The following is an 18,868-nucleotide window of genomic DNA, read 5'->3' as shown; positions in this document are numbered from 1 at the left end:
GATATTTCACAAGATTTACAGTGCTTCAATCACTTGGTATTGAGTTTGAACTTTTGCAATGGCTTCTTGATAGCCTTGCATTTTTTCTCGCTCTTTGGCAATCACCTGCTCTGGCGCTTTTACCACGAAAGCTTCATTGGTCAACTTGTTTTCAATGCGAGCAATTTCGCCATTGAGTTTCTCTAGCTCTTTGGTTAGACGTGCTAATTCAGTGGCTTTGTCGATGAAACCTGCCATTGGAATCAGCAACTCTGTTCCCCCCACTAATTTCGTTACCGAGAACGGGGCTTCGCTACCCGCTTCTAGCACTTCAATTCGCTCGAGCTTCGCCATTGCCTGCAATAAAGTGCGGTTGTTTTCTAGCACCGTTTTTTCAGCACTTGGCAGATTACGCAACAACAACTCAAGTTCTTTGCTCGGTGCGATGTTACATTCCGCACGGATATTACGCACCGCGATGATAATCTCTTTCAGCCAGTTGATTTGCTGTTCGGCTTGCTCATCAATTTGACTCGGCTCACATTGCGGATATGGCTGAAGCATAATGGTGTCGCCACTCACGCCCGCAAAGCCTTTCACTTTTTGCCAAATTTCTTCGGTGATGAATGGAATAATCGGGTGAGCTAAACGCAACAATTTTTCCAACACATTCACTAGCGTACGGCTCGCCCCACGTTTTTGAGCTTCTGAGCCTTGAGCAAACACAGGCTTGGTGAGTTCCAAATACCAGTCGCAGAACTGATCCCAAGTAAATTCATAAATCGCATTGGCAGCCAAATCAAAACGATATTGCCCAAATGCAGTGCGAACAGCTTGGGTTGTACGGTTAAACGCTGATTGAATCCAACGATCCGCAAGGCCATATTCCACCTCACCCTCAGACAAATCGAACTTCTCATTGGTTAGAACGAAACGGCTCGCATTCCATAACTTATTACAGAAATTGCGGTAACCCTCCAAACGTTTCATATCCCAGTTAATGTCGCGTCCATTGCTGGCAAGGGCGGCGAGGGTGAAGCGTAATGCGTCTGTACCGTGTGCAGCGATGCCATCGGCAAACTCTTTGCGTGTCGCCTTGGCGATTTTTTCCGCTAATTGCGGTTGCATCATATTGCCGGTGCGTTTTTCTAACAAATCTTCAAGGCTGATGCCGTCAATCATATCAATCGGATCAAGCACGTTGCCTTTTGATTTCGACATTTTTTGTCCGTTTTCATCACGGATCAAGCCCGTTACATACACGGTTTTGAACGGCACTTGCGGTTTGCCATTTTCATCTTTGATGAAGTGCATAGTGAACATAATCATTCGAGCAACCCAGAAGAAAATGATGTCAAAACCTGTGATTAACACATCTGTTGGGTGGAACATTTTCAGTTCTTTTGTTTGCTGCGGCCAGCCAAGCGTGGAGAACGTCCATAAAGCAGAAGAGAACCACGTGTCTAGCACATCTTCATCTTGTTTGAGTTTCACATCAGAATTTAAGTGATATTTTGACCGCACTTCTTCTTCACTGCGAGCCACATAAATATTGCCTTCTTCATCATACCAAGCTGGAATACGATGTCCCCACCACAGTTGGCGAGAAATACACCAGTCTTGAATATCACGCATCCACGAGAAATAGAGGTTTTCATATTGTTTCGGCACAAATTGGATTTCACCTTCTTCCACCGCTTTGGTCGCCACTTCTGCCAACGGTTTTACGCTCACATACCATTGATCAGTCAGCATTGGCTCAATCGGCACGCCACCACGATCGCCATAAGGAACTTTAAGATCGTGCGGTTTAATTTCTTCCAACAAACCTAAAGCCTCGAAATCCGCCACGATTTGTTTACGTGCGGCAAAACGTTCCATTCCACGATATTTCTCAGGAATTTCAGCCACATAATTTGCCAACGGTTTATTATCCACGCCGATAATTTCCGCTTCATCACGAATATCGGCATTTAATGTCATCACATTTACCATTGGCAACTGATGACGCTTACCCACTTCGTAGTCGTTGAAATCGTGGGCAGGTGTGATTTTCACTACCCCCGTTCCAAATTCACGATCCACATAATCATCAGCAATAATCGGAATTTCACGATTCGCCAGTGGTAAAATCACGGTTTTGCCGATAAGAGATTGATAGCGTTCATCTTCAGGGTGTACCGCTACCGCCGTATCTCCCAGCATTGTTTCAGGACGGGTGGTCGCCACCACTAAATAATCCTTACCGTCCGCCGTTTTTTCACCGTTCGCCAATGGATAGCGGAAATGCCAGAGCGAGCCTTTGCTTTCCTTATTTTCCACTTCGAGATCGGAAATCGCGGTGTGCAGTTTTGGATCCCAGTTTACAAGGCGTTTCCCACGATAAATCAAGCCTTGTTCGTGCAGGCGCACAAACACCTCTTTCACCGCATCAGAAAGACCATCGTCCATTGTGAAACGCTCACGTTCCCAATCAATGGAGTTACCCAAACGTCGCATTTGCTGGCTGATCGTGCCACCTGAATACGCTTTCCAATCCCAGATTTTTTCAATAAAGGCTTCACGGCCGTAATCATGGCGAGTTTTGCCCTCTTCCGCTGCGATTTTACGCTCCACCACCATTTGCGTGGCGATCCCTGCGTGGTCAGTCCCCGCCTGCCAAAGGGTGTTATCTCCCTCCATACGGTGGAAACGGATCAGGGTATCCATTAAGGTTTGCTGGAAAGCGTGTCCCATATGCAACGATCCTGTTACATTCGGCGGTGGAATCGCAATGCAATAACTCGGTGCATTCGGGTTTTCATTCGGCTTAAAATAGCCCTGTTCTTCCCAGTGTTTATAAAGTGCTTGTTCTACGGCAGAAGGATCAAAACGATCTGCCATTTGGAATTTTTGTGTCATTGTTACTCTCTGTTCTAATAATTTATGTCAAATAATTCTGTAGGATCTATCTTGAATTGCAACATATTTGCCGTAGGTCTGCCATTATCGCCACCTTTACGTTGAATAGTTACCCTACCTAATTTTATTGAGCCTCTTGGCGAGATCTCAACATTTCCCTCGCTATAGTGTTGCAAAACATCATTAATATTTTTGAGCACCCAACGTGCATTATCCTGTATCTTTTGGGCAACAAGTACCCATTCGGCTGCAAACTCTCCTCGACCTCGAATAATATCAATAAGAACGAGCATTTTATTTTTCTTGAACCAATCTAAAATAAGGCTCTGTTCTTGTTGCGTAAATTCCGTCATAAACATTCGTTTTTTACTTTTTGTATCCGTCCTATAAGGTTTTCGTTCACCGGTAAAAAATTGCAATAAGGTTAAAATCTCTTCATTGAAATGCCACATTTCCTGATAATTTCTTACCCAACGTTTATCTATTTGATTAAAGCCACGTCTATTACTAACCAACTTCACTTGAATATTACGAATATCCACCGCACTTTGAGAAAAAATAAAAACTTGAACATTAACATCTGTTTTATAGCCACTTAATACAACTGCCTTGACCTTCTCTATTTTTGAGATATCAAAGCCCATAATTTGTAGCCATTTCTGGGCTTCACAACTGTTTTTCCAATTATTAAAACGATTGGCAACATCTTGTTCATTTTTAAAGCCATTTCGAGCGGTCTGAGAACCCAATTGAACCAAATCCATTTTATTTTCCTATACTTCGTAATAAATTCTCAGCCAACTTATGAATAACTGTTACCGTCATCGCATTCCCAGCTTGGGAAAGCACTTTGCTGTCGGGTAATTGATATTCAATCACTTTCTGTGCTGTTTCAATGGGAAAACCTTGTAAAAGTAATGCCTCATATCCGCTTAGTTTGCGTAGTTTTCCATTTTTTGTATATAAAATCCCGTGCCGTCCGGTACGCAAAGTGGGCGTTTTTCCTTGATACAATCGAAAATCAGATTGCCGCCAATCAATAACGTTGTAGTCCTGCTTCAAAATAGTATTAAGATCGATTTTCCCTTGATTATATTTATTAGTTAAATATTTTTTAAAAGTAAGATTATCCTTATCAAAAAAATAATTTCTTTCATCACTTAAATAATGTTCAATCGCCTTACATTCTACTTTTTCGGGAAATTTATAAGGTTGATGCTTAATATCTTTTCTAATACCAATAAAATAGATCCGCTCTCGCATTTGAGGTACACCATAAAATTGGCTATCTAGAGTTTGATAATAAACATCATATCCTGTTTGTTCCAATAAAAATAAAATAGACTTCAGCGTTTTTCCTTTATTATGATTAACTAACCCTTTCACATTTTCTAAGATAAAATAGGGGATATTTTTCCAAGTTAATATATCAATCAAATGATAAATAATTTGCCCTCTTTCATCTTCAAACCCTTCTCGTTTCCCAACGATAGAGAATGCCTGACAAGGGAATCCCGCAAGCATAAGATCAAAATCAGGTAAAGTATCTATCTGAATTTTGGTTAAATCACCTAAATTATTTTTATCATTAAAAAAGAGTTGATAAGTTTTATCAGCAGCAGGATCAATCTCACTATGAGCAATACACTGCATACCATTTAATTCTAAGCCCAGTCGCCCGGCACCAATACCAGAGCAAAAATCGATAAATTTTAAGTTATTTCCCATACTCAATTACTTCTTTGTGCTACTGGATAATTCTCTTAATAAATCCTCACACCAATCAGGTAATAATTGTTCAAATTGTGTAATCATTTTTGATTTAAAAAGATGAAAAATAAGTATTGGCATTTCTGCTGAATTATCATAAATAAATATTTCATCACACAGTGGCAAAGCTAAAATTAAATTCTGCCTACTGATTTCATAGCGTTTACGAATTGTGGCTTCATCAATAAAATGGCCGCCTTTTCGTACTCTTGCATTTACCCTATCTAAATTAATAGATACGCTATTTACTCCAACATAATTTAACCGTACATAAAAGCCTTTTGATTTGGCTTGCTGCATACGGTGCAAAATAGACTTTCCTGCAAGAGTCGATTCCATTGAAAATGAAACCTGATTTTTTAAGGCATACTTAAATAATTCAACGGCTTTTCTTCCTGCTTCAATATCTGCCAATCGTGGATTTTGTGGATTAATTTCCATCGCAATATGATCGGAATCAATCACCACTTGTACCCGATCTTGATTAAAAGAACGCAACGTACTTTTACCCGCTCCATTCGTACCGCAATAAAAAATGGCTAAATTATTTCGCATATTCAATCACTTCTTCGCGTCCATCAGGATAATGGCGCACAATATTCCCATTAGGACGCTGGAAGGTGAGAATTTCACGTTTTTTCTTATCTTCCATCCAAGGCTTAAAGCGAATGGCTAATTGCCGTTGCTGTTCAATAATTTCTTCTTTTGTCATTGGTTTCATTATTTCTTCCCCACAACCTTAGCTCACTAATGTCATATCCAAATGCGGTATGCCATCTTCTAAATATTCCGTTGAAATGGCTTGGAAGCCGAAAGATTGATAAAAATTCCGCAAATAAGTTTGTGCTTGGATTAACACTGGCTCTGTGGCCCAATGTTGTTGGCAATAAGCCAATGCTTGTTGCATTAATTCTTTGGCTAAGCCTTTGCCACGTGCCTGTTGCGCTACTAGCACTCTGCCAATGTGAATACCATCAGTCTGCGGGATAATGCGGCAGTAGGCACAGATTTTGCCGTCAAATTCTTGCCAAAAATGCACCGCACTTTTATCCCAGTGATCTACTTCTTGATAGGCACATTGTTGTTCCACCACAAACACGGCGGTGCGTAATTGATAAATCGCAAACAATTCTTCTGTGCTAAGTTGGGCGAAAGATTTTGCAATCCACGACATTAGGCTTGCTCCGTGCTTAATTGCCAACCGAGCTGGCGGTATTGTTTATAACGTTCACGTGCGATGGCCTTTTGGCTTTCTTCATTAGGGACGAAATCAATCACTTGATTAAAACTCGCAATAAAATCAGGCACTTGGTTTTGTAAATTAATCAGCAGATCTCGCCGTTGTGCGTTACGTTTACCCGCCCAGCTAATTTCAATCGGTGTGGCATATTGAGTGATTTCGCCCGATAAATTATGCGGCACAAATTCTTCAGGATCTCTCGCCCATAGGGCTTCATCAAGGCGAAAAGCCTGTTCCTCACTTTCGCAGCTAATTAGCACTTTTTTGCCTAATCGCCAAGCTTGCACAGCCAAATCACAAGCCAAGGTTTCCATTGCGTCCAACGGTGCTTTGGGTTGTGTTTTTTGTAAAATGTAAAACTGTGCTTGCTTTGCCATAAAAATGCGTCTTTTGTCTGTATGAAATCAAATTTTAAATGTGCAATTTTAACGAAAAATCCATTAAATAGAAAACATTAATTTTGGTGCCATCGGAAAATTCAAAAAAATCTTACCGCACTTTATGATCTATATCACAAAACAAAAATTTCGCCCTGTCCTTTACGTTCCATTCACACTTACAAAGTGTTAAACTCAACGCGTTTTCTTATTATTAATTCAATCATTTGAGGTAACTAGAATGGAATTTCGTATTGAAAAAGACACAATGGGCGAAGTGAAAGTGCCTGCGGATAAATATTGGGCGGCACAAACGGAACGCTCTCGCAACAATTTCAAAATTGGCCCTGCAGCTTCAATGCCTCAGGAAATTATTGAGGCCTTTGGCTATTTGAAAAAAGCGGCGGCTTACGCGAACCACGAATTGAGCGTGTTGGCGGTAGAAAAACGCGATTTAATCGCACAAGCCTGTGATGAAATTTTAGCCCATAAACTTGATGACCAATTCCCATTGGTGATTTGGCAAACGGGTTCAGGCACGCAATCCAATATGAACTTAAATGAAGTGATTGCTAACCGTGCACACGTTCTCAACGGCGGAAAATTAGGGGAAAAATCTATTATTCACCCGAATGATGAGGTGAATAAATCTCAATCATCTAACGACACCTACCCAACCGCAATGCACATTGCCGCCTATAAAAAAGTGGTGGAAGTAACCATTCCTTGCATTGAACGCTTACAAAAAACCTTCGCTGCCAAAGCGGAAGCTTTCAAAGATGTGGTGAAAATCGGGCGTACTCACTTAATGGACGCGACCCCACTCACACTTGGACAAGAATTTTCTGCTTATGCCGCACAATTAGATTTTGGTTTGCGTGCGTTAAAAAACACCTTGCCACACCTTGCACAGCTTGCACTAGGTGGCACAGCAGTGGGAACGGGGTTAAACACGCCAAAAGGCTATGATGTAAAAGTAGCGGAATATATCGCAAAATTCACAGGTTTGCCATTCATTACCGCTGAAAATAAATTTGAGGCCTTAGCAACACACGATGCCATTGTGGAAACCCACGGTGCGTTAAAACAATTAGCGATGTCATTGTTCAAAATTGCCAACGATATTCGCTTATTGGCATCTGGCCCGCGTTCAGGCATTGGTGAGATCTTAATCCCAGAAAACGAACCGGGTTCTTCTATTATGCCAGGTAAAGTGAACCCAACGCAGTGCGAAGCCCTCACAATGGTTTGTGCACAAGTGCTAGGCAACGACACCACCATTTCCTTTGCTGGCTCGCAAGGGCATTTCCAACTTAATGTATTCAAACCTGTAATGGCATATAACTTCTTACAATCTGCCCAGTTATTGGCTGATGCTTGTGTATCGTTCGATGAGCATTGTGCAAGCGGTATTGAACCAAATCACCCACGCATTAAGCAACAACTTGAAAACTCCTTAATGTTGGTAACGGCATTAAATACCCATATCGGCTACGAAAATGCAGCGAAAATCGCCAAAACCGCGCATAAAAATGGTACAACCTTACGCGAAGAAGCTATTAATTTAGGTTTAGTTACTCCTGAACAATTTGACGAATGGGTTCGCCCTGAAGATATGGTGGGCAGTTTGAAATAAGGCTAATTTTAGCATTCATCTAAATGTAAAATGTTGGTGAGGGATATTCTTTACCAACATTTTTTCTATTTTTATTAGCAAAATCAATTAAACGAGCCGTTCTGGCTAAATTTTCCTTTTTGGTAAAAAACAATCCTTGACAAACCTTCTTTGTACTAGTTTAATAGTACATAATTATTTTATGCAACAAAGGAATTCTGATGACAACGCCTTTCCTCCACGTTTTTTTGCAAGAAGTGGGTTATCACAACGATCCCACTGCAGTATTTGCAACTTTGTGCCAAGATAAAAAAAACACATTGTTACTTGAATCCGCTGAAATCAGCAGTAAAAATAGCTTAAAAAGTCTATTATTAATCAATTCGACGTTAAAAATCAGTTGCTTAGGGCAATGTGTTACCTTTACGGCGTTAAATGAAAATGGTGTGGCGTTGCTCCCTCTCATTCAACAAAAATTGCAACCTATTACACAACGCATTTCATTACAACATAATCAGCTCATTACAGAATTTGCTCCACTTAGTCATAATCTTGATGAGGACAGCAAATTGCAAGCACCGACCATTTTTGACGGCTTGCGTTGCTTAACGGATCTTTATAAAACAAGGGATACGCCGATTTTTTTAGGCGGTTTGTTCGCCTATGATTTAGTGGCGAATTTTATTCCAATGGAAAACATTACACTGCAAGATGACGGTTTAACCTGCCCCGACTATGTTTTCTATCTCGCGGAACAGTTGCTCGTTCTCGATCATCAGCAACAGCAAGCTCAGCTTCACAGCTTTTGTTTTAACGAAAATGCACTCAGTGCAGTAAAACAAAGTGCGGTGCAAATTACGCAAAAATTACAAAAAATCGAACCGCACTTAACCATTCAGGCTGCTTCAACAGAAGTGAATGTCAATATTGAAGACACGCCATTCAAAGCCATTATTGAACGGTTAAAGCACCACATTAATATTGGCGATGTGTTTCAAATTGTGCCATCTCGCCGTTTTTCAATGGCTTGCCCAAACCCGCTGGCGACCTATCGTCAGCTCAAAGTGAATAATCCAAGCCCTTATATGTTCTATATGCAAGATGAAGATTTCACCCTATTTGGAGCATCGCCAGAAAGTGCGTTGAAATATAGCCAAGATTCTCGCCAGTTGGAAATTTACCCGATTGCGGGCTCTCGCCCACGTGGTTTTGACGCTCAAGGCAATATTGATCCTGAATTGGACGCACGCTTAGAGCTAGAATTGCGTTTAGACAAAAAAGAGCTGGCGGAACATTTAATGCTGGTGGATTTAGCCCGTAATGACATCGCACGCGTGTGCCAAAGCGGTACGCGTCAAGTGAAAGATCTAATGCAAGTGGATCGCTATTCCCACATTATGCACTTGGTTTCTCGTGTGGTCGGCAAACTTCGCCCTGAACTCGATGCCCTACACGCCTACCAAGCCTGTATGAATATGGGAACGCTCACGGGCGCACCGAAAATCAAAGCGATGCAACTCATCTATCAAGTGGAGCAACAAAAACGCCACAGTTATGGCGGTGCGGTGGGCTATCTCTCATCAGACGGCAATTTTGACACCTGCATTGTGATCCGCTCGGCTTTCGTACAAAAAGACGTGGCTTATATCCAAGCGGGCTGTGGTGAAGTGCTAGATTCCGATCCGCAAATGGAAGCCGATGAAACCCGCCACAAAGCCCGTGCAGTGATCAACGCCATTATGCAAACCAACCAGCTTGCTCAATAAGGAAAGATTATGGCAAATATTGTATTTTTAGATAATTTCGATTCCTTCACTTATAACTTGGTGGATCAATTCCGCACGCTCGGACACCAAGTGCAAATTTACCGTAACGATTGCGACATTGAGCTAGTGGAAAAAATGGCATTGCAGCCCAACAGCATTCTTGCCCTTTCGCCGGGGCCGGGCAATCCGCAAGAAGCGGGCATTTTGCTCCCGCTCATTCAACGCCTAAAAGGAAAAGTGCCGATGATCGGCATCTGTTTAGGGCATCAAGCCCTGATCGAAGCCTTTGGCGGTGATGTGGTGCATTCTGGCGAAGTGCTACACGGCAAAGTGTCCAACATTCAACACGATGAACAAGCAATGTTTAACGGCTTGAACAACCCAATGCCCGTGGCACGTTACCATTCCTTAATGGGGGAAAATTTGCCTGATGAATTTGTGGTGAATGCCGAATATCAAGGCATTATTATGGCAATTCGCCACAAAACCCTGCCGATTTGTGGTTTTCAATTTCACCCCGAAAGCATTCTCACCGTGCAAGGGGGGAAATTGTTAAAAAACTCGGTAAATTGGTTGCTCCACCGCGATTAAGGATAAAGCGATGATTATTGTGTATGGATTAAAAGAACGCCTTACCGCACGCAAAGTGCAACTGGCAGAGATTATTTACCATTGCCTAAACTTAGAAATGGACATTCCCAAAGGCAAGCATTTTATTTACTTTCAAGGTGCGGAGGCAGAAGATTTATACCTGCCTAGTGGGCGAAGCGAAAATTTCACTGCCATTGAAATTAATTTAATGCAAGGTCGCACGGAATTTACCAAAAAACGGCTAATCAAAATGCTGTTTTGTGAATTAGAAAATAAACTCGGCATCTCGCCGATTGATGTTGAAATTACCATCCACGAACAACCCGCCCACTGCTGGGGCTTCCGTGGAATGACAGGCGATGAGGAGAAAGATCTAACTTATAGCATTTATCGCTAAAATTTAGCTAAAAAACACACCGCACTTTAATGATTTGAGAACAAGAAAAGGAATACCCTATGCAAACCGAACAACTTCTCAGCCAACTTTTTGATAAACAACCTCTAAATCAAGCCCAAGCGGAAACGCTCTTTAATGCGGTATTACAAGGGGCATTGAGTAACGAACAGCTCGCCGCTGCCTTGATTGCGTTGAAATTACGCGGTGAAACCGCCGAAGAAATCAGCGGTGCTGTGAATGCAGTATTAGCCAACGCTCAGCCTTTTCCAACGCCTGATTATGTTTTTGCGGACATTGTCGGCACGGGCGGTGATGGTGCGAATACGATTAACATTTCCACCGCTTCAGCGATTGTCGGGGCGGCTTGCGGGCTGAAAGTAGCGAAACACGGCAACCGTAGTGTATCGAGTAAAACGGGGGCAAGTGATGTACTGACTGCGTTAGGGGTGAATGTGAATATTCCTGCGGAAAAAGCTCGCCAAGCCCTTGATGATATTGGGATCTGCTTCCTTTTCGCTCAACAATATCACCCTGGATTTAAACACGCCGTGCCAGTGCGTCAAGCCTTGAAAACTCGCACTATTTTCAATATTTTAGGCCCATTGTGTAACCCCGCACGCCCAAAACATCAATTATTAGGCGTGTATTCCCCCGATCTCATTGTCCCTTATGCAGAAACCGCCCTGCGTTTAGGGCATAAACACAGCATTGTGGTACACGGAGCTGGCTTAGATGAAGTGGCGATTCACGGTAAAACGGAAGTAGCAGAAATTCGTAATGGACAGATTGAATATTATCATTTAACCCCTTATGATTTCGGCTTTGAACCGCAACCGCTGGAAAGCCTGCGTGGTGGTGAACCCGAAGAAAATGCGAAAATGCTGACCGCACTTTTGCAAAGCAAAGGCAAGGCAGAACACGCCCAAGCCGTAGCAATGAACACCGCGCTATTAATGAAATTATTCGGCTATGAGGATCTCAAACACAATGCCGAAAACGTGCTTGATGTGCTTGCCACGGGCAAAGCCTTTGAAACCTTAGTCGCATTGCGTGCAGTAGAATAAAAAAGAGAAAAAACAATGAATATCAACAACCAAACTCCAACGATTTTACAGAAAATCGTGCAAGATAAAATGCAATGGGTGGCGGAGAAATCCCAAGCCTTTCCGTTGCAGGATTTTGAAAAAAAACTTGAAAAATCCGACCGCTCTTTTTATCAGGCATTGGTACAAGGCTCACACCAACGCCCCGCTTATATTTTGGAATGTAAAAAAGCTTCGCCCTCTAAAGGTTTGATTCGTGCGGATTTTAACCTTGATGAAATCGCCCAAGTATATAAACATTATGCGGCAGCCATTTCCGTGCTGACGGACGAAAAATATTTCCAAGGGGATTTTACTTACATTCAACAAGTGCGTAATCAGGTGAGCCAGCCCGTGCTGTGCAAAGATTTTATGATTAGCCCTTATCAGGTTTACTTGGCTCGCTATCATCAAGCAGACGCGATTTTGCTAATGCTTTCCGTGCTAGACGATGAAACCTATGTGCAACTGGCAAATTTAGCCCACGAATTAGGAATGGGCGTGCTAACGGAAACCTCCAATCAGCAAGAATTAGAACGCGCCATTGCTTTGGGAGCGAAAGTGATTGGCATCAATAGCCGTGATTTACACGATCTTTCGGTAGATCTTGGCCGCACGCCACCACTTGCGAGTCAAATTCCTGCCGATCGCATTATGATTAGTGAATCAGGCATTTATTCTCATCAACAAGTTCAGCAATTAAAACCTTATGTAAACGGCTTTTTGATCGGCAGTAGCCTGATGGACAGCGATGATTTGAATAATGCGGTAAGAGCGGTGATTTTTGGCGAAAATAAAGTGTGCGGTTTAACCCGTCCGCAAGATGTGCAAGCGGTGTACAACCAAGGTGCGTTATATGGTGGATTGATTTTTGCGGAAAGCTCAAAACGTAAACTTTCGTTGCGCCAAGCGCAAGAACTTGTGACGCAAGCACCGTTGCGTTTTGTCGGCGTATTTCAAAATCAAGAAATTGATTTTATTGTAAAAATCGCCTCGCAGTTAAATCTCTTTGCGGTGCAGTTACACGGTAGTGAAAATGCAGAATTTATCGCACAACTTCGCTCACTGCTACCTGCCCAATGCCAAATTTGGCAAGCTGTTTCGGTGCCATTAGAAAAACAAAGTGCGGTGCAAATTGAGCTAATTTCTCAAGTTGATCGCTATGTGTTAGACAGCCAGCTCGCTCACCAGCAAGGCGGCACGGGGCAAGCCTTTGATTGGTCGCTCATTCCTGCTGAAATCAAAGATAACGCAATGCTCGCTGGCGGCATTAATCAGGAAAATTTAGCCCTTGCCCTATCGCAACATTGCTTAGGGTTGGATATTAATTCAGGGGCAGAAAGCAGCGCAGGCGTGAAAGATGCCACTAAATTAGCACAATTATTTAAACAAATTTTAGATTATTAAGTAAAAGGAACGATAACGATTATGTCAGAAACGCAACTTAATCCTTATTTCGGCGAATTTGGCGGAATGTATGTGCCAGAAATTTTAGTCCCTGTGCTAAAACAGCTGGAACAGGCCTTTGTGGAAGCGCAAGCCGATCCCGAATTTCAGGCAGAATTTCAAGATTTACTGAAAAACTACGCTGGTCGCCCTACGGCATTGACGCTGTGCCGTAATCTCACCAAAGGCACAAAAGCCAAACTTTACCTAAAACGGGAAGATTTATTGCACGGCGGTGCGCACAAAACCAACCAAGTTTTGGGGCAAATTTTGCTCGCCAAACGAATGGGCAAAACGCGCATTATCGCCGAAACTGGGGCTGGTCAGCACGGTGTTGCCACTGCCCTTGCCTGTGCAATGTTGGATATGCCTTGCCGTATTTATATGGGGGCGAAAGATGTGGAGCGCCAATCGCCGAACGTCTTCCGTATGCGTTTAATGGGGGCAGAAGTTATCCCAGTGGAAAAAGGCTCTTGCTCGCTCAAAGATGCTTGTTGCGAAGCAATGCGGGATTGGTCAGCCAATTACGACACCACGCATTATTTACTCGGCACAGCGGCGGGGCCTCACCCTTTCCCAACTATCGTGCGTGAGTTCCAAAAAATGATCGGGGAAGAAACCAAACGTCAAATTTTGGAAAAAGAGGGGCGTTTGCCTGATGTGATTATCGCTGCGGTGGGCGGTGGTTCAAATGCTATCGGAATGTTTGCAGATTTTATTGATGAAGCGAATGTACGTTTAATCGGCATCGAGCCTGCGGGCAAAGGCATTGCCACAGGGCAGCACGGTGCGCCACTTCGCCACGGCAAAGTGGGTATTTATTTCGGAATGAAATCGCCGATTATGCAAACGGAAGACGGACAAATTGAAGAGTCTTACAGCATTTCCGCGGGCTTAGATTTTCCTTCTGTAGGGCCACAACACGCCCATTTGCATGCTATCGGACGTGCGGAATATGAAAGCATTACCGATGATGAAGCCCTTGACGCATTCCAAGCACTGGCAAAACACGAGGGCATTATCCCCGCGTTGGAAAGCTCGCACGCCTTAGCCTATGCGTTGAAATTAATCCAACAAAATCCAGAAAAAGAGCAACTCATTGTCGTGAATTTATCGGGACGCGGTGATAAAGATATTTTCACAGTGGACAAAATTTTAACGGAAAAGGGGAAAATCTAATGAGCCGTTTTGAAACCTTATTCGCTCAACTTAACGCCAAACAACAAGGGGCATTCGTGCCATTTGTAACCCTCTGCGATCCTGATTTTGATCGCTCATTTGAAATTATTTGTACGCTTGTAGATAACGGTGCAGACGCACTTGAATTAGGCTTCCCTTTTTCTGATCCCTTATTAGACGGCCCCGTGATCCAAGCAGCAAATAACCGTGCATTAAACGCAGGTTGCAGCACAGCTGAAAGTTTTGCCTTGCTAGCAAAAGTGCGGTCGAAATATCCCGAGATTCCAATCAGCTTATTGCTCTGTGCTAATTTGATTTATGCACAAGGGTTAGACTCGTTCTATCAACGCTGTGCGGAAGTGGGCGTGGACGCGGTATTAGTGGCAGATATTCCCCTACTCGCCGCCGAGCCTTATATTCGTGCGGCAAAAAAACAGGGCGTACAACCCGTTTTCATCTGCCCACCGAATGCCGATGATGCCTCCATTCAAGGCGTTGCCCAACACAGCGAAGGCTACACTTATTTAGTGTCCCGTGCTGGTGTAACCAGTGCTGAAAACCAAAGCCACGCCACCAATTTGGATACGCTAGTAGAACAGCTTAAAGCCCACCAAGCCCCACCAATCCTACAAGGCTTCGGCATCGCCCAACCGCAACAAGTGAAAGAGGCATTACTGCTTGGTGCAGCGGGTGCGATTTCAGGCTCTGCCACGGTTAAAATCATTGAGCGAAATTTAGACAATCACGCCAACTGCTTAAGCGAACTGGCTCAATTCGTGAAAGCGATGAAAGGTGCAACGTTGTAAATCAGCGTCAATGCTAAAATAAAAGAGCGGTGGAAAATTTCACTATTTTTCACCGCTCTTTTGCATTTCGTTTTCGCAAGAGAATTAAAAATCCAATTGCTCAAGATGAAGATTTAACGCATCAGCAATTTTCTGTTTAGTGCTTTTGCGCAGGCGAGTGGCATTTTCATACTGGCAATAAGCTGATTGCGATACCCCAAGGCGATCTGCAACCTCGGCTTGAGTGAGATTTAAATATTCTCGCCACGCCCGCACGGCAGAAATATCCTGTTTAAGTGCAAGCGCTGCAACTTCATAAGGGACACCAGTATCAAGGGGATTTTTCAAGCCAGCTTTGCTTTTTAACCATTCTAAAGTTGCAAGTGGCACAACGGCAAAAGCAGGATTACCTTGCTCATCGTTAATATATTGGATATTAGTAAGTGCGTTCATCGCGTTTTTTCACCTCTTCAATGGAGACCTCGCTTAATGCGTCGCCAATCAACTGGAAAAATACCCGATAACGCCCCACACGGAAGCGATAAGGGTATTTATGATTAAGGATTTCACATTAGCACACAAAGGAAATTGCTTTAATTCTTCACATTTATCAATAATAACAGAACGCTCGGGAATGCGACGCAGTTGTTTTAAAGCCTTAGGCTGGATAATTAAAGTTTTCATTTTGGCTCAACATTAGTGATTTAGACTTATCTTATAAGTTATTTTATAAGAAATCAAGAGAGGGGTAATAACTATCTACCACAAAGGCAACTTTTATTTGGGCAGCTCCAAAAAGAGCGGTGGAAAATTTCACTATTTTTCACCGCTCTTTTAGTTTTCCAATACCCAAAACCATTTTATTAAAAAATCTTTATGACTTTTGATTGAGTTTTAATAGCTCAATCATCTCTTTTAAAACTCTGATTTCTTCATCTTTTTGTGCAATAATTTGTTGGCTGTAGCACAGCGGAAAGTTTTGCCTTGCTAGCAAAAGTGCGGTCGAAATATCCCGAGATTCCAATCAGCTTATTGCTAATTCTGCAAGGTTTCGGCATCGCCCAACCGCAACAAGTGAAAGAGGCATTACAGCTTGGTGCAGCGGGTGCGATTTCAGGCTCTGCCACCGTCAAAATCATTGAGCGAAATTTACATAACCACCCACAATGTTTGGCTGAACTGGCTGAGTTTGTACAAAAAATGAAAAGGGCAACACAATGATCTGCCCCCAAAAAGTTAGACTATATTCTAATTTCATTCAAGGACTGAGTTCTGTATTCCACAGGGCTTAGTCCTTTAAGCTTCACTTGAATACGCTCATTGTTGTAGTAATGAATGTACTCGTGAATCACTTTTTCAAGCTGTTCAAAGGTTTCAAACCGCTTGCCAAAGTAACATTCCGTCTTCAATCGCCCGAAAAAGCTTTCCATCGCACCATTATCAAGGCAATTGCCTTTTCTCGATATACTTTGCGTAATACCGTGTTTTTTCAATATCTCTCGATAACCCATCATTTGATACTGCCATCCTTGGTCGGAATGCAGTATCGGTTTTTCCCCCGCTAATCGGTTCACCGCCTGGGTCAACATTCTGGTTATCTGCTCAAAATTCGGACTTCTCGCCACATCATAAGCAATAATTTCGTTATTAAACAAGTCTTTAATCGGCGATAAATACACTTTGCCTTCCGCACATTTGAACTCGGTGATATCCGTTACCCACTTCTCATTCGGCATCGTTGCCGTAAAATCCCGTTGCAACAGATTATCGGCAATGTGTCCCACTTTGCCTTGGTAAGAACGATATTTTTTCTGCTTACTTTTTCCTTTTAACCCCAAACGTTGCATTATCGCTTGCCCCCTTTTGTGGTTGATAATCAAGTATTTCCTTAATTCCAAGGTAATTCGACGATAACCATAATTTTCGTCATTTTTGCGATAAATTTCCTCTATTTTCTGTGAAATCGCTACATTTTTATCCGACTTTGGCTTGAGATGATAAAAGAACGAACTGCGTGCCAATCCGATTAGCCTGAGTAACAATTCCAACGGGAAACGCGAGCGTAAGGCATTTACGATGACGGCTTTTTCTGCATTTTTTGTTGGTTGAGTTCCTGCAACTTTTTTAGCATTGCATTCTCCGCTTCTAATTCCAAAATTCGGTAACGCAAGCGTTCTTCTTCTGTTTTGGGCGTTGGTGGCATTTTAGGTGAGTTGAGTTTCATACTTGGACGACCTTTAGGTTTGAGTAATAACCCATCTATACCTTGTTTTTCAAAGCGTTGCAACCATTGACTAATTATCCCTGAACTGGGGATATCAAAGCGAAAGCAGGCGGCTTCAGCGGAGCACTGGCCTTTTTTGATAGCTTGAATAACCTTTAATTTAAACTCAACAGAATAACATCGTTTTTTACCTAACACAGCTAATCCATTGATTCCATTATGATTAAATTTCGCAATCCAACGTGCTAACGTGCTTTGGGGAAGCTGAAAATACTGGCGAGTAAGCGAACGGTTTTTTCCATTTTGATGATAAAAGTCGAGCACTTGTTGTTTGAAACGTTGAGTATATTTAGTCATAAAAAATCTGCACCTTAATCAGTTGGTTGTTTAGTCCAACTTTTGGGGTGCAGATCAATTCTCGCACCATAGAAATTTTTATCTTGTCTTGCTTTATCCACCCATTGATAAGCTAGCTTATCATCTTGTGGGGCATTATTACCGAAATAATACATTTGTGCCAAACGATACCTCGCATTACCTCGAGTTTCTTGAATAACCGAGTATTCTTTTGCCAGCTCATCACTTAATTCAGCCAGTTCTTTGTAATAACCTTTGGCACGCACTAAATTTTTCTCAATGCCTCCTTCTCCCCAAAAATAAATCTCCGCAAGCTGGAATTTTGCATCATAGGGATGAGAGGATTCGGGGTTCTTTATAAATGCCAAACGGCTGTACCACCGCTCTGCTAAACGGTAATCGGGTAAAAATAACTGTTTTCCTTTTCCCTCACCATATGGATCGCACGTCCCGCTAGTATAACCCTCTGCCAATTGTTTCATATAAAACTCAAGATCTTTTTTATCTTTGTCTGTGGCATTAGCTTTAAAGAATAGATGATTAATGACCTTCTCTTGCCAATAAAACGCTTCTCGGTAATTCCCTTCTTTACAATAATCAAGAGCAACACGTTTCATCGCCCTGTAATCCCCCTTTTTCGCTTTTTCTAATTTCGCTTCGTCTACTGCCACGGCATTGAAACTCAATGCCAATACTACGCTCGCTATAAGGGTTTTACGCATCTTCATTTGCGTCCTCCTCGCTTTTATAAAAGCTAAAACACACGGGATTATATTTGGCGATAAATCTTGTTGGGAAGGGGATTGTTTCGCTATGCTCAACTTCAACAGTTTCCACGCTCGCCGAGAGCTGATGTCTTTTAATAATTCGTTCAATGTATAAACGCTCCATCTTTCGCATATATGCTGTGTCGTCCGTTCCCTCTTTAAAGAACAGTTTACGCACGACATAAAGCAAATGTGGGGCATCTTGGTCCGTTTTAAAATCCAACTCGGGGCTTAAATAAGGCACGATGCTTTGCGGGTTTTCGCTTTCAATACGTGTTGCAATTTCATAGCAGATTAAGTTTGTGTAATCTTTCATTTTTTTCTCCTAATTTATGATTACAGGGTTAATTGAATAAATTTTAATTATATATTGTTTTTTTTGCACAATATTT

20 protein-coding genes and 1 pseudogene are annotated in these 18,868 nt (G+C 42.4%); 9 read left to right on the top strand and 12 right to left on the bottom strand.

From position 1 onward, the window contains the following. Positions 1–15: 15 nt before the first annotated feature. From DXZ23_RS14755 to DXZ23_RS14730, 7 genes are read right to left on the bottom strand one after another with little or no spacing between them, the layout of a single operon-like run. Complete coding sequence (locus tag DXZ23_RS14755) at positions 16–2,880, bottom strand: valine--tRNA ligase (RefSeq protein ID WP_021724745.1); 2,865 nt, start codon at positions 2,878–2,880, stop codon at positions 16–18. Positions 2,881–2,894: 14 nt separating this feature from the next. Further along, the gene (locus DXZ23_RS14750; protein ID WP_017807249.1) at positions 2,895–3,644 is read right to left on the bottom strand and encodes a PDDEXK family nuclease; all 750 of its coding nucleotides are present in this window, start codon (positions 3,642–3,644) and stop codon (positions 2,895–2,897) included. Position 3,645: 1 nt separating this feature from the next. Next, the gene (dcm, locus tag DXZ23_RS14745) at positions 3,646–4,608 is read right to left on the bottom strand and encodes a DNA (cytosine-5-)-methyltransferase (protein ID WP_017807248.1); all 963 of its coding nucleotides are present in this window, start codon (positions 4,606–4,608) and stop codon (positions 3,646–3,648) included. Between the two features lie 6 nt (positions 4,609–4,614). Continuing rightward, entirely contained in the window at positions 4,615–5,205 is a 591-nt protein-coding gene (locus tag DXZ23_RS14740) for an ATPase (RefSeq protein ID WP_017807247.1), read from the bottom strand. After that, positions 5,195–5,362, bottom strand: a complete 168-nt coding sequence (locus DXZ23_RS15600) for a hypothetical protein (protein WP_172457192.1) — start codon at positions 5,360–5,362, stop codon at positions 5,195–5,197. The genes DXZ23_RS14740 and DXZ23_RS15600 overlap by 11 nt, the downstream gene beginning before the upstream one ends. A gap of 27 nt (positions 5,363–5,389) precedes the next feature. Next, positions 5,390–5,824, bottom strand: a complete 435-nt coding sequence (locus DXZ23_RS14735) for a GNAT family N-acetyltransferase (protein ID WP_017807245.1) — start codon at positions 5,822–5,824, stop codon at positions 5,390–5,392. Further along, on the bottom strand, positions 5,824–6,267 hold the full coding sequence (locus tag DXZ23_RS14730; RefSeq protein WP_021724747.1) for a DNA polymerase III subunit chi: 444 nt from the start codon (positions 6,265–6,267) through the stop codon (positions 5,824–5,826). Before DXZ23_RS14730 ends, DXZ23_RS14735 begins: the two co-directional genes overlap by 1 nt. Before the next feature lie 241 nt (positions 6,268–6,508). Between DXZ23_RS14730 and fumC the strand changes: the two genes are divergently transcribed. The 8 genes from fumC to trpA all read left to right on the top strand — a co-directional run bounded on the left by fumC (position 6,509) and on the right by trpA (position 15,149). Beyond that, positions 6,509–7,903, top strand: coding sequence for a class II fumarate hydratase (gene fumC / locus DXZ23_RS14725; protein WP_017807243.1), 1,395 nt, complete (start codon positions 6,509–6,511; stop codon positions 7,901–7,903). 200 nt (positions 7,904–8,103) lie between these two features. After that, positions 8,104–9,648, top strand: coding sequence for an anthranilate synthase component I (gene trpE, locus DXZ23_RS14720; protein ID WP_017807242.1), 1,545 nt, complete (start codon positions 8,104–8,106; stop codon positions 9,646–9,648). Positions 9,649–9,657: 9 nt separating this feature from the next. After that, a complete protein-coding gene (locus DXZ23_RS14715; protein WP_017807241.1) occupies positions 9,658–10,239 on the top strand; it encodes an aminodeoxychorismate/anthranilate synthase component II in 582 nt (193 codons plus the stop codon). Between the two features lie 10 nt (positions 10,240–10,249). Beyond that, positions 10,250–10,636, top strand: coding sequence for a tautomerase family protein (locus tag DXZ23_RS14710; protein WP_017807240.1), 387 nt, complete (start codon positions 10,250–10,252; stop codon positions 10,634–10,636). Between the two features lie 59 nt (positions 10,637–10,695). Then, positions 10,696–11,700 carry an anthranilate phosphoribosyltransferase gene (gene trpD / locus DXZ23_RS14705; RefSeq protein ID WP_017807239.1) on the top strand — a complete coding sequence of 335 codons (1,005 nt, stop codon included), beginning with the start codon at positions 10,696–10,698 and terminating at the stop codon, positions 11,698–11,700. Between the two features lie 15 nt (positions 11,701–11,715). Further along, a complete protein-coding gene (gene trpCF, locus DXZ23_RS14700) occupies positions 11,716–13,125 on the top strand; it encodes a bifunctional indole-3-glycerol-phosphate synthase TrpC/phosphoribosylanthranilate isomerase TrpF (RefSeq protein WP_017807238.1) in 1,410 nt (469 codons plus the stop codon). Positions 13,126–13,146: 21 nt separating this feature from the next. Beyond that, positions 13,147–14,343 (top strand): tryptophan synthase subunit beta, encoded by a 1,197-nt coding sequence (gene trpB / locus DXZ23_RS14695; RefSeq protein WP_017807237.1) that lies wholly within the window; start codon positions 13,147–13,149, stop codon positions 14,341–14,343. Next, positions 14,343–15,149: a tryptophan synthase subunit alpha gene (trpA, locus tag DXZ23_RS14690; protein ID WP_017807236.1), complete on the top strand. Its 807-nt coding sequence runs from the start codon at positions 14,343–14,345 to the stop codon at positions 15,147–15,149. Before trpB ends, trpA begins: the two co-directional genes overlap by 1 nt. Positions 15,150–15,233: 84 nt before the next feature. Here trpA and DXZ23_RS14685 read toward each other — a convergent pair whose 3' ends face one another. Further along, on the bottom strand, positions 15,234–15,581 hold the full coding sequence (locus tag DXZ23_RS14685) for a helix-turn-helix domain-containing protein (RefSeq protein WP_021724751.1): 348 nt from the start codon (positions 15,579–15,581) through the stop codon (positions 15,234–15,236). A gap of 48 nt (positions 15,582–15,629) precedes the next feature. Continuing rightward, entirely contained in the window at positions 15,630–15,812 is a 183-nt protein-coding gene (locus DXZ23_RS14680) for a type II toxin-antitoxin system RelE family toxin (RefSeq protein ID WP_021724752.1), read from the bottom strand. Between the two features lie 354 nt (positions 15,813–16,166). Here DXZ23_RS14680 and DXZ23_RS14675 point away from each other — a divergent pair. Then, positions 16,167–16,349 (top strand): annotated as a pseudogene (locus DXZ23_RS14675) (tryptophan synthase subunit alpha); the annotation flags it as partial. A gap of 20 nt (positions 16,350–16,369) precedes the next feature. Here the strand turns inward: DXZ23_RS14675 and DXZ23_RS14670 are convergent. The 3 genes from DXZ23_RS14670 to DXZ23_RS14660 all read right to left on the bottom strand — a co-directional run bounded on the left by DXZ23_RS14670 (position 16,370) and on the right by DXZ23_RS14660 (position 18,792). After that, positions 16,370–17,709, bottom strand: a protein-coding gene (locus tag DXZ23_RS14670; RefSeq protein ID WP_114995557.1) for an IS3 family transposase whose coding sequence is annotated in 2 segments (ribosomal slippage) — positions 16,370–17,259 and positions 17,259–17,709 — 1,341 coding nt in all. Because the reading frame shifts where the segments join, the coding sequence is not laid out codon by codon here. Positions 17,710–17,723: 14 nt separating this feature from the next. Continuing rightward, a complete protein-coding gene (locus DXZ23_RS14665; RefSeq protein ID WP_035696069.1) occupies positions 17,724–18,437 on the bottom strand; it encodes an SEL1-like repeat protein in 714 nt (237 codons plus the stop codon). Beyond that, entirely contained in the window at positions 18,424–18,792 is a 369-nt protein-coding gene (locus DXZ23_RS14660) for a hypothetical protein (RefSeq protein WP_017807212.1), read from the bottom strand. The genes DXZ23_RS14665 and DXZ23_RS14660 overlap by 14 nt, the downstream gene beginning before the upstream one ends. Between the last annotated feature and the right edge of the window lie 76 nt (positions 18,793–18,868).

Origin of the sequence: Avibacterium paragallinarum, from assembly GCF_900450705.1 — a bacterium.
Lineage (GTDB): Bacteria > Pseudomonadota > Gammaproteobacteria > Enterobacterales > Pasteurellaceae > Avibacterium > Avibacterium paragallinarum.
Note: the sequence above shows the minus strand (reverse complement) of the source record. Positions and strands in the feature narration are given on the sequence as shown.